Source organism: Aurantiacibacter gangjinensis (assembly GCF_001886695.1).
Classification (GTDB): Bacteria; Pseudomonadota; Alphaproteobacteria; order Sphingomonadales; family Sphingomonadaceae; genus Alteraurantiacibacter; species Alteraurantiacibacter gangjinensis.
The window spans coordinates 154,603-167,507 of the sequence record NZ_CP018098.1 but is presented as its reverse complement, the minus strand read 5'-3'; the positions used below and the strand labels follow the sequence as shown (position 1 = coordinate 167,507).

Annotated in this window: 12 protein-coding genes; 7 read left to right on the top strand and 5 right to left on the bottom strand. The window is 63.1% G+C overall.

Features of this window, described 5'->3' with window-relative positions; genetic code table 11:
• The first annotated feature begins 64 nt into the window (after nt 1-64).
• From BMF35_RS12990 to BMF35_RS12980, 3 genes are read left to right on the top strand one after another with little or no spacing between them, the layout of a single operon-like run.
• Entirely contained in the window at nt 65-2,125 is a 2,061-nt protein-coding gene (locus BMF35_RS12990) for an HAD-IIB family hydrolase (RefSeq protein WP_047007732.1), read from the top strand.
• Nucleotides 2,122-3,264 carry a glycosyltransferase family protein gene (locus BMF35_RS12985; RefSeq protein WP_047007733.1) on the top strand — a complete coding sequence of 381 codons (1,143 nt, stop codon included), beginning with the start codon at nt 2,122-2,124 and terminating at the stop codon, nt 3,262-3,264. The genes BMF35_RS12990 and BMF35_RS12985 overlap by 4 nt, the downstream gene beginning before the upstream one ends.
• Nucleotides 3,261-4,211: a glycosyltransferase family 2 protein gene (locus BMF35_RS12980; protein WP_047007734.1), complete on the top strand. Its 951-nt coding sequence runs from the start codon at nt 3,261-3,263 to the stop codon at nt 4,209-4,211. The genes BMF35_RS12985 and BMF35_RS12980 overlap by 4 nt, the downstream gene beginning before the upstream one ends.
• On the opposite strand, the gene BMF35_RS12975 is transcribed toward BMF35_RS12980, so the two are convergent.
• On the bottom strand, nt 4,109-5,263 hold the full coding sequence (locus BMF35_RS12975; RefSeq protein ID WP_082115741.1) for a glycosyltransferase family 4 protein: 1,155 nt from the start codon (nt 5,261-5,263) through the stop codon (nt 4,109-4,111). The two genes, BMF35_RS12980 and BMF35_RS12975, sit on opposite strands and share 103 nt — an antisense overlap.
• A gap of 108 nt (nt 5,264-5,371) precedes the next feature.
• On the opposite strand from BMF35_RS12975, the gene BMF35_RS12970 reads away from it, so the two are divergent.
• The 3 genes from BMF35_RS12970 (at nt 5,372) to BMF35_RS12960 (ending at nt 7,770) form a co-directional block, all read left to right on the top strand.
• The gene (locus BMF35_RS12970) at nt 5,372-6,133 is read left to right on the top strand and encodes a Crp/Fnr family transcriptional regulator (RefSeq protein WP_047007893.1); all 762 of its coding nucleotides are present in this window, start codon (nt 5,372-5,374) and stop codon (nt 6,131-6,133) included.
• A 4-nt stretch (nt 6,134-6,137) separates the two neighbouring features.
• A complete protein-coding gene (locus BMF35_RS12965; protein WP_047007735.1) occupies nt 6,138-6,929 on the top strand; it encodes a sulfotransferase family protein in 792 nt (263 codons plus the stop codon).
• A gap of 67 nt (nt 6,930-6,996) precedes the next feature.
• Nucleotides 6,997-7,770, top strand: coding sequence for a Crp/Fnr family transcriptional regulator (locus BMF35_RS12960; RefSeq protein ID WP_047007736.1), 774 nt, complete (start codon nt 6,997-6,999; stop codon nt 7,768-7,770).
• Nucleotides 7,771-7,783: 13 nt separating this feature from the next.
• Here BMF35_RS12960 and BMF35_RS12955 read toward each other — a convergent pair whose 3' ends face one another.
• From BMF35_RS12955 to BMF35_RS12940, 4 genes are read right to left on the bottom strand one after another with little or no spacing between them, the layout of a single operon-like run.
• Entirely contained in the window at nt 7,784-9,205 is a 1,422-nt protein-coding gene (locus BMF35_RS12955; protein ID WP_236781603.1) for an efflux transporter outer membrane subunit, read from the bottom strand.
• Complete coding sequence (locus BMF35_RS12950; RefSeq protein ID WP_047007738.1) at nt 9,202-10,233, bottom strand: efflux RND transporter periplasmic adaptor subunit; 1,032 nt, start codon at nt 10,231-10,233, stop codon at nt 9,202-9,204. Before BMF35_RS12950 ends, BMF35_RS12955 begins: the two co-directional genes overlap by 4 nt.
• Nucleotides 10,233-10,952 carry an ABC transporter ATP-binding protein gene (locus BMF35_RS12945; protein ID WP_047007739.1) on the bottom strand — a complete coding sequence of 240 codons (720 nt, stop codon included), beginning with the start codon at nt 10,950-10,952 and terminating at the stop codon, nt 10,233-10,235. Before BMF35_RS12945 ends, BMF35_RS12950 begins: the two co-directional genes overlap by 1 nt.
• The gene (locus BMF35_RS12940; RefSeq protein WP_236781602.1) at nt 10,949-12,112 is read right to left on the bottom strand and encodes an ABC transporter permease; all 1,164 of its coding nucleotides are present in this window, start codon (nt 12,110-12,112) and stop codon (nt 10,949-10,951) included. Before BMF35_RS12940 ends, BMF35_RS12945 begins: the two co-directional genes overlap by 4 nt.
• Before the next feature lie 70 nt (nt 12,113-12,182).
• Here BMF35_RS12940 and BMF35_RS12935 point away from each other — a divergent pair, with 70 nt between their 5' ends.
• A complete protein-coding gene (locus tag BMF35_RS12935; RefSeq protein WP_236781601.1) occupies nt 12,183-12,836 on the top strand; it encodes a TetR/AcrR family transcriptional regulator in 654 nt (217 codons plus the stop codon).
• Nucleotides 12,837-12,905 lie beyond the last annotated feature (69 nt).

The following is a 12,905-nucleotide window of genomic DNA, read 5'->3' as shown; positions in this document are numbered from 1 at the left end:
TGGCTTTGGTCCGCCCTGCCGCTTGCCGCGCTTTTATCTCGGTACACACGCCGAGGAACCGCCAATGCATATCATGTCGATCGCCCTGGGTGGCTGCCTGCGAACCGAGCCGGTCCGCTATGGCATTACCGAGGATACTGGCGGCCACATCACCTACATTCTTGGCGAGATGGAAGCGTTGTCCCGCCGCGACGATGTCGATTTCTGCGAGATCCTGACGCGGCGCTTCGACGATGCCCTGCTCGGCGCGGTCCACAGCGAGGAATACGAGCAGGTGAGCGAAAAGCTCGCAATACGCCGGCTCGATACCGGCAATCGCGCTTACCTCGCCAAGGAAGCGCTGCTCAAAGACCGGCCTGCCTTCATCCAGGCTCTGCTAGAAGACCTCCGGAGACGGGAACGCCTGCCCGATCTGATCCATGCGCATTTTGCCGATGCAGCGGATGTCGCCGCGCATGTGAAGCGCGAATTCGGCATACCTTTCATCTACACCGCCCACTCGCTGGGAATGGACAAGGCAAATTGCATCGAAAGGCTGCCAGCCCAGCTGGAGGCCCGGATCGCCGAAGAAGACCGCGCCATCGGCCAGGCCGCGCAGGTCGTCGCATCCTCGCGAGACGAGTGCGAGCGGCAGCTGATGAAATATCCCAGCGCGCGGGTAGATCGCATTACCCGCATCACACCCGGCATAGACGGCAGCCTGCCGTCATCCGCCGACAAAGCCTCGGCACAAGGCTTGCTCGCACCCTTTCTCCGGGATCCGTCCAAGCCGATCATCCTCGCGGTCGCCCGTCCGGTTCGCAAAAAGAACCTTGCCGCACTGGTCGAGGCCTATGCGATACATGCGGACCTGCGCGAACAATGCAATCTTGTCATCCTGGCCGGGCAACGCCGCGATCTGACGGCGGGAGAGGAAGAGCAGAACGATGTCCTGCAACAACTGATCCAGCGCATCGACCGCCACAACCTCCACGGCCGGGTCGCCTATCCGAAAACGCATGACCATGCGCAGGTGAATGCGCTTTATGCGCTTGCTGCAAGATCGGGCGGCGTTTTCGTCAATCCAGCCCTGTGCGAACCGTTTGGCCTGACGCTGCTGGAGGCGGCCAAGCATGGACTGCCGGTTGTCGCCACCGAGGTGGGCGGACCGGTCGATATTATCGAACAATTGCAGCACGGCCTGCTGGTCAATCCGACCGACGAAACGGCTATCGGTGCTGCCATTGCGCAGCTCGTTTTAAATCCCGTGCTTTGGCGCGAAAAGAGCGCGGCGGCGCTCGACAATATCGGCGCCATGTCGTGGGATGCTTACGCACAAAAGCTGGTGCAGCTCGCTCAGTCCCTGCCGAAAAGGCAGGCGGCTCCTGACCGGGTTCGCAAGATGCTTGTGAGCGACATCGACAACACGCTGACGGGATGCAGGATCGGCGCACGCTCGGTTGCACAATACTTCGCCACGCATCACGATGTGGCACTGACGGTCGCGACCGGACGCAGCATTATCGAAGCGCGGCGGCTGGTGCGCGAATGGGGCCTGCCCGCCCCGGCAGCATGGATCACTTCCGTTGGCACGGAAATCTACGTCGAGAAGCATGGCCGCTTGCTGCGCGATAGCGAATATTCCGCGCGCATTTCAGTGGACTGGTATCCGGACGAGGTAGAGCGGGCGCTGGCATGCGTGTCCGCATGTTCTTCGCAAGCGCGATACGAACAGCGCGAGTTCAAGCGCAGCTATTTCCTCAAGGATGCAGCGCTTTTGCCCGAGATCAAGCGACGCCTGATCGCTGCCGGGATTGATGCGCGCATCATTTTCAGCCATGGCGAATTGCTGGATATCCTGCCGCCATACGCCGGCAAGGGCGCAGCCATGGACCGTGTGGCAGAGCTGTTCGGCCTGTCGATCGGCGATCTGCTGGCCGCAGGGGACAGCGGCAACGATGCCGACCTGCTCACCGCCTGTGCGCAGGCGATCCTCGTCGCCAATCATGCGCCCGAAGTCGCGAGCCTTGCCGATGCCGCCCATATCTATGTGAGCGAAGCGTCGCACGGTGTCGGCGTGGTCGAGGGGCTGGAACATTATCGCGGCCTGACCAACTCGCCGGAACTGGAAGGCGTCGCCGCGTGACCTATCGCAAACCTGTTGGCTATTTCGTCCATCACCAAGGCCGCGGCCATGCGGAGCGATCCGCGGCGATTGCCAACGCTTTGATCGGCCAACGCCCCGTGACCTTGTTTTGCGCGCGCGACGACATTTTCCCCGAGCTTGACGAGCGGATCGCACTGAAGCGTGTCCCCTCGCTTTTCGAGCCGATCGGAGACGAAGTGCCCGCCCTTGCGAATGTTCCGATGCCGGACACCGTCCACTGCGCACCGCTGGGATGGCATGGCATCACGCAGGCTGTAGGCACAATTACGGATTGGTTCAACAAGAATGGCCCCGCGCTCTTCATCACCGATGTGTCCGCCGAGCTCGCACAGCTGGCACGGATCGCCTCGGTTCCACATGTTTGCGTGTTGCAGCATGGCAATCGCAACGATGCCGGGCACATGGCCGCCTACCAAGGTGCGGTCGGTCTCATCGCACCGTATCACGAGGCACTGGAGCAGGACGATCGGCCAGCCTGGATGCGGGCCAAGACCCATTACGCACCCGGCATTGGCGGTGCGATCGGCGAGTATACGAGCCGCGATCTCGCCCGCCAGCGCCTTGGGCTCGAACCCGATGAAGGCATCGTGCTAGTCATCGCCGGCGGCGGCGGAGAAGGTACCCCCAATACGCCGCTGACCCTGGGCGCGCGGGCGGAACCGGATACGCGCTGGATCACCATCGGCAAGGTACGCAGCGAATGGCATGAAACTGCGCCGGGCAATCTCGAACATCGTGGCTGGGTCGACAATCCGCAGGACTGGATCGCGGCGGCTGATCGGGTGGTCTCTTCCTGCGGCAACACGACCGTACAAATGGTCTGCTCCATCGGTCGCCCATGGCTGGTCGTTCCGGAATGGCGCTATTTCGATGAACAGGTGCGCAAGGCCGAAGCGCTGGAGCGCGAAGGGCTCGCCGCCGTGCTTGGCGACTGGCCATCCGACAAAGCTGGATGGGAACGCGCGTGGGCAGCCTGCGAGGCGCTTTCTCCCGAGCAGCAGGCCAGCATCGTCGAAAGCAATGCCGCACAGGCGACCGCAGACTGGATCGACCGGCTCGTCGCCACGCTTTGGCAGGAAAGCGCCGACATTCGCCCCCCGCTGGAGGTAGTGGCATGAAGGTTTCGGTCTGCACCCTGGCATTCGGCCGCGAAGAGCATCTCACCAATCTTGTAAACGGTCTGAAGCAGAGCGAGCGTCCTCCGGGCGAGCTTGTCATCGCGGTCATGCAGGACACGCGCTATCAGCTGCCGTCCGCCTCCTTCCCGATCCGCCAGATCGTGATGGGCGCGAATGCGATACCACTTGCGAAGGCACGAAATCTGGCGGCCAGCGCCGCGAGCGGCGAGTTCCTCGTTTTCCTCGATGTCGATTGTATCCCCGCGCCGGCATTGGTCGGCGACTACGTTGCCGCAGCCGAGATGGCAGATGGACTGCTGATGGGCGAAGTCGGCTATCTGCCGAAGGGCGCGACCTGTGATGGCATAGACTATGCGGCGTTCGACCGCATCGCAGTCAAACATCGCGACCGCAACGGCCCGCCGCAGGATGCCATAGGCCGTTGCCGCGACTATCGCTGTTTCTGGTCCTTGAACTTCGCTCTCAAGGCTTCGCTATTTGGAGAGATCGGCGGGTTCGACCCGCGCTTTGTGGGCTATGGCGGCGAAGACACCGATTTCGGGCGCACCATCGATGAGCACGGCGTGGACATATGGTGGGTTCGCGGTGCGAAAGCCTATCACCAATATCATCCGCATCACATGCCGCCTGTGCATCACATCAATTCCGTGCTCGAAAACAGCATGATCTTCCGCGAGAAATGGGGTCATCATACAATGCAGCACTGGGTGCGCGCCTTCGTGCTGATGGGGCTGGTGGAGCGGCAGGAGGACGGCACCTTCGTCAAGCTGCGCGAGCCGGACGAGCATGACCTAGCCCTGACCCGCCAGCAGGAAGACGAACCTTACGCCAGCAGCACCGTCGTGCTGGAGCAACTCGAAGCGTCGGCAAAGGCAGCGGCCGAAGGTGCGACAGTCAGCCCGCGGCCGACCATGGCTGTCGCATAGAGTTCTTCGTAACCGGATAGCATCGCTTCCACGGAGAAATGTGTCACGGCCCGCATGCGGCACAAATCGCGGTCCACGGACGCGCGCGTGGCGATGGCGCGTGCCAAGGACGAATGATCGTCCGGAACGACGATGCCGCCCGGCCCCACCACTTCGCGCAGCGCACCGCGGTCATAGGCGAGTACCGGTGTGCCGCAGGCCATGGCTTCGGCTGCGACCAATCCGAACGGCTCATCCCACTTGGGCGTGACAAGGACGGCTGAGGCACTTGCCATCTCATCACGCAGCCGCTCGCGCGAGACGGCGCCGAAAAACTGGATTTCTGCATTTAGGAGCGGTTCGATGCGGTCGACGAAGTAAGGCGCATCATCGACGGGGCCGAAAAGCCGCAGCGGGACATTCGCCATCCGCGCCGCGAGGATCGCATCCTCAACGCCCTTGTTCGGGTTGATGCGTCCCGCCCAGCACAGATGTTCGCCCGACTGGTCGCCCGGCCGCCAGAAATCGATATCTATGCCGTTGTGAACGACCTGCATGGATGGAACGCCCGCCTCGCTCCAGATGCGCTTCTGGTCCTGCGACGTCACGGTGAACTGCGCATGCTGTGCATCGCTGGCCTTTACGGTCGCATCGCGGATTGCGGCGAAGGGCGGCACGTGATGCGATGTCACACAGGGCACACCATCCTCGCGCAGCCAGCCGATGAGGTCCGGATAAAGGCTATTATTGTGAACGACATCGAAACCGCCCGCCCGGATTTCGGAACGCGCGCAGCTGAACGCGTGTCGCTGGTACTCGGCCAGTTCGAAGCTGCCGCGATAAAGATCCCACGGAAGGATATCCTGATAAGGGCGATCGCACAGCGGCACCAGGCACGGATCATCCGACCCGCCAGCCGCGAACAGCGTGACCGAATGCCCCCGGCGCCGAAGCCCTTTGCAGAGCATGCTGGCATGCGATTCCATGCCGCCCTGAAAAGGCTCTGCAATGGCATGGCGAATATGCGCCACGACGGCGATGGACAGACTTTCCGCATTCGGTTGTGTTGGCATAAACCGACAACGGCCCCGCCAGCCGCTCCCGCCCCCAACCTAACAATGGTTCGCATGCAGGCGGAACTTGTCAGCGTGCGTTGCTTTGGTTGGGCAGGAGGCGCTCCGATGAATGATGTCGAAATACAAGACTACCCTAAAACGGGCCGTTTCCTTGCTGGCCGCCTCCGATCCGCTCTCGATGTAGGGCAAAAGCAGCGGATCGAAGAGCTGATCGCCGAAACGCGGACGCTCGCCAATGACGAGACGATCATCCATGCTGGGGAGACCTGCGATGTCTCGACCATCCTTATCGAAGGCTTCATGCTGCGCACCATCGAGGAGGAGGGCGAGCGGCACGCCGTCAGTTTTCACGTGCCGGGCGATTTCGTCGACATGCATTGCTTTGCCCTCAAGCGGCTCGATCATAACATTCAGGCCGTAGGCACGGCGACGATCGGGCTCGCGCCGCACGACAAGATCCGCGACATCATGGCGACCGATCCCGATCTTGCGCGCCTTTTCTGGTTCGGCACCCTGCTGGACGCCGCCATGCACCGCGAGTGGATCGTTAAGCTCGGCAAATTGCGCGCAGCACCGCGCATTGCGCATATCCTTGCCGAAATCTCGCGCCGACTGGACATGGTCGGGCTGGGCGATAGCGGCGGGTTCGATACACCGCTACGCCAGCGTGACATCGCCGACACGTGCGGGATCACGGTGATCCACGCGAACCGCGCCATCAAGAAGCTGCGCGAGCTAGACCTCGCAGATGTCGTTCGAGGCCGCGTCAACATCCCCGATCGCAAGCGACTGGAAGCCTACGCAAAATTCCATCCGCAATACCTCTACGGTGATAGCAGCGAATTGATGCGGGACCGACTCGGTTAGTAGAATGGCGCTGCCTCACCGCTATGTCTTCGTTGCCGGCCTGCATCGGAGCGGCACCAGCCTCGTGGCCCGCATCCTCGGCAATCATCCGCAGATCGCATCCATCGAGAACGCGCCTGTTCCGGAAAACGAAGGATGCTATCTGCAAGGCGGCATCCCGCACACCGCGCTGCATGGCATTCCGGGTGAGTTTGCGACCGACCCGGTCCAGCATCTGGTAGAAGGATGCGCGTTCGACACCCTCGAAACGCAGCAGCGGATCGAGCACGACTGGTCCAATTGGTTCGACTCTGCCAAGCCATGGCGTGTCGAGAAATCGCCGGTCAATCTCACGCGGATGCGGCTGTACCAAAACCTATTTCCGACGGCGCAATTCATCGTGGTAAAGCGCAACCCGCTGAAGCTCGCGGCTGCCATGGCAAAATGGTCGCAGCAAAGCACTGAAGCGCTGATCCGCTATGCGCTCGATGCTTATGCTCTGGCGGATGACGATTTACGCTATCTGCACGCGGCCATGGTCGTGCATTATGAAGAGCTGGTCGAACACCCGCAGCAGGTGGCGAAGGCCCTTTACGCCTTCCTCGGCCTGGACTGTGTGGAGCTTGCTGAGCCAATCCATGACGGGAATGCCGATTACGCCGACCATGCCATCGGCGATCGGGGCTTGCGCGAAAGATTGCTGGCGGCTGGTTACGATCCGGATGGCTCCTTGCAGCGATCGGGAATAACGTGTCGCCACCCGTTACGCGCAGTGCGCGAAGCCGTGGAAAGTGCGTTTTCGGCCAGTCCCGATTGAACTTTTTCGCTACCCTAACATCGGTCAATAGACGACGGCGAACCGAGCAAGCTATGCGTTTCGCACGATGGATGCAGACCTTCGACACGCTTCCCAATCCGACATCCCGACCACCTGCGCTTTTCTGGCGGGCAGGCTGCGCCGGACGATGGCGACGGGCGATCTCGACCGCATCGAGCAGCTGATTACGGAGAAGCGCTCCTTCACCGGGCGCCTTATCGATCTGGGGACGGAGCTGCCTGCGGATGCGGGCATATATCTGGCCAGCGGGTTGGTCCTGCGAACGGCGATACGCGACGACAATAGATCGATCCTCGGTATCCACCCGCCGGGCGATTTCCTCAACCTGCGCGAACTTGCGTTGGGCGATGAGGGCGCGCGGCTGACGACGGCCGGTCCTGTGACAATCGGACTCTTCGAGCCGGACGCTTTGCATCAGACCATGCGCGACAATGGCGCGATCGCAAACGCAATACGGGCGGCCGGGTATTTCGAGATGGCGGTCCAGCAGAAATGGATCCAGATGCTTCAGCAATCGGGCGCCGGACAGCGGCTTGCCCATGTGATTTGCGAGCTGCGCCACAGGCTTGGCCAGGTCAGCGAGCAGCCGCCCCGCGTCTTGCGCACGCCGTTCACACAATACGATTTTGCGGACATGATCGGTGTCAGCGCCATCCACGCCAATCGCGCAGTCGGAAAGCTCAAGAAAGAGGGCTTTTGCGAAGTGCGGCGCGGCGATGTTTATTGCGGCGACTGGCCCGCGCTGGAGCGGTTCGCGCAGTTCGATCCTGCCTATCTTTACGCGCTGCCCGAACCTGCGATCGGTCTGACTCCGCGATAGCAGGCACCGATGGCTAGTCCTGCGGGGTCGCTTCCGCCGGCGTTCCGCCCAGCGCACGCCATAGCAGAACGCGGGCGCGCATGGCGCGGCCCTGGGCCGCGGCGACGCGCTCTCCGCTGGCATCGGCGGCACGGCGGGCTTCCAGCACGGTGAGGAAATTGCTCAAGCCCGCTTCGAAGCGGGTGTTGGCGATGCTCGCGGCACGGTCGGCAGCGGCCCGTTCTCGCTCGGCAGCGGCCAATTCTGCGTCGGCTGCGGCCACCAGGCCATAAGCCGTTTCCGCATCGCCGAGCGCGGTGAAAACAGCGCCGCGATACTGCGCAAAGGCGAGGCGCTTTTCTGCGGCGGCTCCGTCGATCTCGGCCTCGATGCGTCCGAAATCGAGCAGGGGTGCCAGCAGACTGCCTCCGACCGAGCCAACAACGGCATCATCGTCGAACAAATCGCCAAGGTCGAAAGCCAGCAGGCCAAGGGCAGCCGATAGCGTGAATTGCGGGAAGCGGCGTGCGGCGGCTGCAGCCAGTTCAGCATCCTCTGCCGCCAAGACTGCCGAAGCGGCTAGGACATCGGGTCGGTTGGCGAGCAGATCGCTGGGCAGCGAAGCTGGCGCGGCAGGTTCGGCATAGAGCGGCGCGGGCTGCTCAAGCAAGGCCAGCACGCGCTGGGCGGAGAGGCCGGTCAAGGTCACTAGTCGGCCGCTCAGACGAGCCCGCTCGCTCGCCAGCGCGGCGATGCGGCTGAGGCTTGCTTCGGCTGCACTTTCGGCGCGCACGCGGTCGAAGCCTGGCGCGATCCCGGCCCGTTCGCGGACACCGGCAAGGCGCGCGAGCGCTTCGGCCGCCGCCAGATCTTCACGCAGCGCAGCCTCCCGCGCTTCCAGCGTGCGCCAGTCGATGACCGAGGATGCGATTTCGGCCAGCAATGCATTGCGCACCGCCACCGCATCGAAGGTCGCCGCATCGAGCCGGGCGACAGCTGCCCGCTCCTGCGCGCGCAGCCGCCCGAACAGGTCCGGATCGAAAGCGAATGTCAGGTTTGCGCCATATTGCACCTGGTTGGGATCGATGGAGACGCCGGGCGGCAGCGCGCCGCCAAACTGCGCGGTGTTGATCCGCGAGGCGGTGACATTGGCGTTCGCGCCGATTTCCGGCAGGCGCTGGGCACCGGCCCGGTCCGCCCCGGCGCGCGCCGCGTCGATGCGGGCAGCAGCCTGCGCCAGCGTCGGCGCATCGGCGAGCGCGAGCGCGGCGAGGTCCGTAAAGGCCGGGTCGCTGGTCGGCAGCAGGCTGTCGAGCGCGGCAGAGACCGACGCTTCCGGTGCATAGGCGAAGCCTTCCGGCAGGTCGGGCACCGGCGTCGCGATCTCGGGCGGCGGGCCGGCTACGCAGGCGCTGAGGGCCGCTGCCGCTAGCAAGGGCCATGTGCGGCGCATCATTCGCTCGCCTCGGCGCTGCGGGCCGGGATGAAGGCGTCAACCTGCTGGCCCACGCGGAACAGGCCATCGGTTTCGGGCAGTTCGTAAATGATCTGCAATACGCGCACATCCACACGCTCGGAGGCGGTATTGGTGAGCGACCGTTTCGGCACCACCTGCGGTTCCACCCGCACGAAGCGCGCTTCCACCTGTTCACCGGATGCGCCACGCGGCGATACAAATGCGGCTTCGCCCAGCGCAACGCGCGGCGCCTGCTCCTCATCCACATCGATGCGGATATGCAGCGGGCGGGTTTGACCCATCTGAATAAAGGCTTCGGAATTGCCGCCGCCTGCGGTCGAGAGATACTCGCCGGGGCGGATGTTCACCGCCAGGATTTCACCCGCCATCGGTGCGCGCACCGTGGCGCGGCCCAGCTCGGTCTGCGCCGTGCCTGCCTGCGCCTGCGCGCTGCGGAGCCGTGCCTGCGCTGCGGTGAGGCGCGCCTGCGCAAGTTCCCGGCGCTCGCGAGCCGCATTGGCTTCGCCCTCGGCCCGGATTACTTCGGACTGGCTGACCGCTGCGGGATCTTCAATGGAGCGGAACAGCGCCAATTGCCGTGCCGCAGCGTCTTCCGCAGCGCGAGCTTCTGCAATCGCTGCGCGGGCCTCTGTGATGGCAGCGCGCGCCTCTCCGATGGAGGCACCCGTCTCCTGGATACGGCTGCGGATGGCGCGGGTATCGACGGTGAACAGCGGCTGCCCTGCCTCGACATAGTCGCCGGGCTGCACCTGCAGATCGGTGACAAGCCCGGACAGCGCGGTGCCGATATCGATGACCTCGCTGGAGGGCTCGACGACGCCCGCCCCTGCCACGCGTGCGCTATCGGCAAGCTCGCCGGTGGCGCGCGGAGGGTCGCGGTCCGGCTCCTGCATTTCGCGGTCGGGCAGGCCGAATACTACGTAAACGACGGCGAAGATCAGGCCGATCACCGCGAGGATGGGCAGGCCCTGCCGGGAAAAGCTGAAATTGTCGGGTAAAATGGACATTAGTGATCCTCCGGCATTTCTTTGCCGTCATGGGTGATCTTGCCGTCCTCCAGCACGAGGATGCGATCGGCGAGATCGAAAACGCGGTTGTCATGGGTAACGATGATGCAGGCGCGGTCCTCTGCCACGGCGACTTCGCGCAGCAGGTCCATCACGCGGCGACCCGAGCTTGCATCCAGCGCGGCCGTGGGCTCGTCGCAGACGACCAGGCGCGGTTCGTGCACCAGCGCGCGGGCAATGGCGACACGCTGCTGCTGCCCGCCCGAAAGCTGGCTCGGCAGTTTGCCCGCCTGATCGCGAATGTTGAGCTTGTCCATGATCGCCACGGCACGCTCGCGCGCTTCGTCGCGGTCCATGCCCTGTGCAATCAGCGGCACGGACGCATTGCTGGCCGCATCGATGCTGGGGATGAGGTTATATTGCTGGAAGATAAAGCCGATATTGTTGAGGCGGAATTCGACGAGGTCGGTATCCGACAGGCTGTAGATGTCGGTACCGAACACCTGCACCTCACCCTCTGTCGGCCACAGAATACCGCACATGATAGAGATCAGCGTTGTCTTGCCCGAGCCGCTTTCGCCGACGACGTAGGTCAGCTCGCCCGCGCGGATATCGGTATCGATGCCGTGCAGCACCGTGATGGTCTGCTGGCCCGCCTCGAAATCGCGCGTGATGCCTCGCACCGAGATGGCGGCGTTATTATCTGGGGTCGGGCTCACCGGAACACCGCCGCGGGTTCGGTTTTCAGCACATTGCGCAGGGCCAGCCAGCCCGTCAGCGCCAGGATCACGACCACAGCGGCAAGGCTGATGAGCGGCACCTGCCAAGGAATGTAGAAGCCTTTGAATGTCGGGTTAGAACTGAAGCCCTGGATGAAGGCCACGGTGCCCAGCACGCCGAGGCCATATCCGATCAGGCCCACCAGCCCGGCTTGCGCAGCCACCATCTTGCGGATTTTTGCGTTGGTCACGCCGATGGCCTTCAGCGCACCGAACTGCTTGATATTGTCGCGAATAAACAGGCTGAATGTCAGGCCGACGATCGCGACGCCGACGATGAAGCCGAGAGCAACAGTGATGCCGAAATTGAGCGGTATGCCCGTATTCTCGATGATGAAATCGACGCCGTCCTGCGCAAATTCGTCTCGCGTGCGAGCGCGAAGGCCGGTCTGCTCTTCGATACGGGTGGTGAGCTGCTCGGGCGTCACGCCATCGGCAGCGCCGACGAGGACGAAGCTCATCCGGTTGCGCGTGCCCGGCACGTAATTCAGGGCGCGCGAGTATTTCGTGTAGAGCGTCACCTGGCTGGTGAAGCTGGGAATGGCATCGGCGACCCCGCGGATGACGGCGCGCTGGTCGTTCAGCTCCAGCCGTTCGCCAATCGGGCTCTGGCCGTTTTCGAACATTCGCAACGCGCCGACATCGTCGATGATGACGCTATCGGGCATGGAGAGAACGTCAGCGCTGTTTTGCGCCATATTGGCAGGCAGGCCGATCAATGTCGCATCATCCACGCCGATAACGCTCACGCCCTCCAGATCGCCATCGCGGGTGCGCACGCTGGCGCCGGCGCGCAAATGCGGCACCGCCCATTCGACACCGGGCACACCGCGCACGGCATCGAGCGAGGTGCTGGGCATGGGATAATTGACGTCGGTAGTTCGGCTGACTTCGTCCATGACCCACACATCGGCGGTGGGCACGTTGAACACGCCGCTACCGCCGCGCTCGATCAGGTTGACGAAAATGGTCAGCTGCTGGGTGATCAGCAGAGTGGAAAAGGCGATGCCGAACAGCAGCCCGTAAAACTTCTGCTTGTCGCCGGTCAGCATGCGGATGGCGATCCATTGCATCGTGAACAGGAACCTTTCGGGCAGCACGGCGCTTGATATATCGACTCGAACGCGCCATTATTGAACGATAGCGTTTAATTGAACGGGGTCGTTCACTTTGTCAATACCCATCGAAGACCATGCTGCGAAGACTGGCGTCGCCAAAGGCCGTCCAGCCGACCTGGGCAAGCGCGCGGACATCCTGCGCGCGGCGACGCGCAGCTTCTTCGACCGTGGTTATGCTGCGACATCTATCGAACAGATTGCCGCCGATGCGGGCGTTTCCAAGGTAACGGTCTACAACCATTTCGGCGGTAAGCCGGGCCTTTTCAGCGCGTCCGTGGAAGCGGAAGTCGAGCGGATGCGCGGGCATTTTAGTATTGCTGGGTTGGAAGGCGGCAGTGTGCGCGAACGGCTGTTAGCCATAGGCGAGGCCATGTCCGCGTTCCTCTCTCGTCCAGAAATGGTGCAGTTCGATAGGCGGATTGCTGCCGAGACAGAGCGCGATCCTTCGATCGGCACGAGTTTCCTCGCCGCCGGGCCACTGCGCATTAAAAAGTCGTTCAGCGCCCTGCTGAAAGCCATGAAGGATGCAGGACAGGTCGATATCGAGGATACCGATCTTGCGGCGGAACAGTTTGCCGCCATGTGCAAGGGTATGGGCGATCTGGAGCGGCGCTTCGGCATGCCGCAAGACGTGAAGCGCGACCGCGAACGGGTGCAAGGCGCGGTGGAGGTCTTCTGCCGTGCGTATGGGACAGGAAAAACCTAGCGCGTTTGGGCCGGACCCGTGCTGCGCGCTGCGCAGCGCACCCAATCCGCTGGACAATCCACGCGGCCA

Coding starts and splice junctions, on each gene's coding strand:
- BMF35_RS12980 (WP_047007734.1), top strand. CDS start 3,261: ATGAAGGTTTCGGTCTGCACCCTGGCATTCGGCCGCGAAGAGCATCTC.
- BMF35_RS12990 (WP_047007732.1), top strand. CDS start 65: ATGCATATCATGTCGATCGCCCTGGGTGGCTGCCTGCGAACCGAGCCG.
- BMF35_RS12950 (WP_047007738.1), bottom strand. CDS start 10,233: ATGTCCATTTTACCCGACAATTTCAGCTTTTCCCGGCAGGGCCTGCCC.
- BMF35_RS12960 (WP_047007736.1), top strand. CDS start 6,997: ATGGATGCAGACCTTCGACACGCTTCCCAATCCGACATCCCGACCACC.
- BMF35_RS12970 (WP_047007893.1), top strand. CDS start 5,372: ATGAATGATGTCGAAATACAAGACTACCCTAAAACGGGCCGTTTCCTT.
- BMF35_RS12965 (WP_047007735.1), top strand. CDS start 6,138: ATGGCGCTGCCTCACCGCTATGTCTTCGTTGCCGGCCTGCATCGGAGC.
- BMF35_RS12975 (WP_082115741.1), bottom strand. CDS start 5,263: ATGCCAACACAACCGAATGCGGAAAGTCTGTCCATCGCCGTCGTGGCG.
- BMF35_RS12955 (WP_236781603.1), bottom strand. CDS start 9,205: ATGATGCGCCGCACATGGCCCTTGCTAGCGGCAGCGGCCCTCAGCGCC.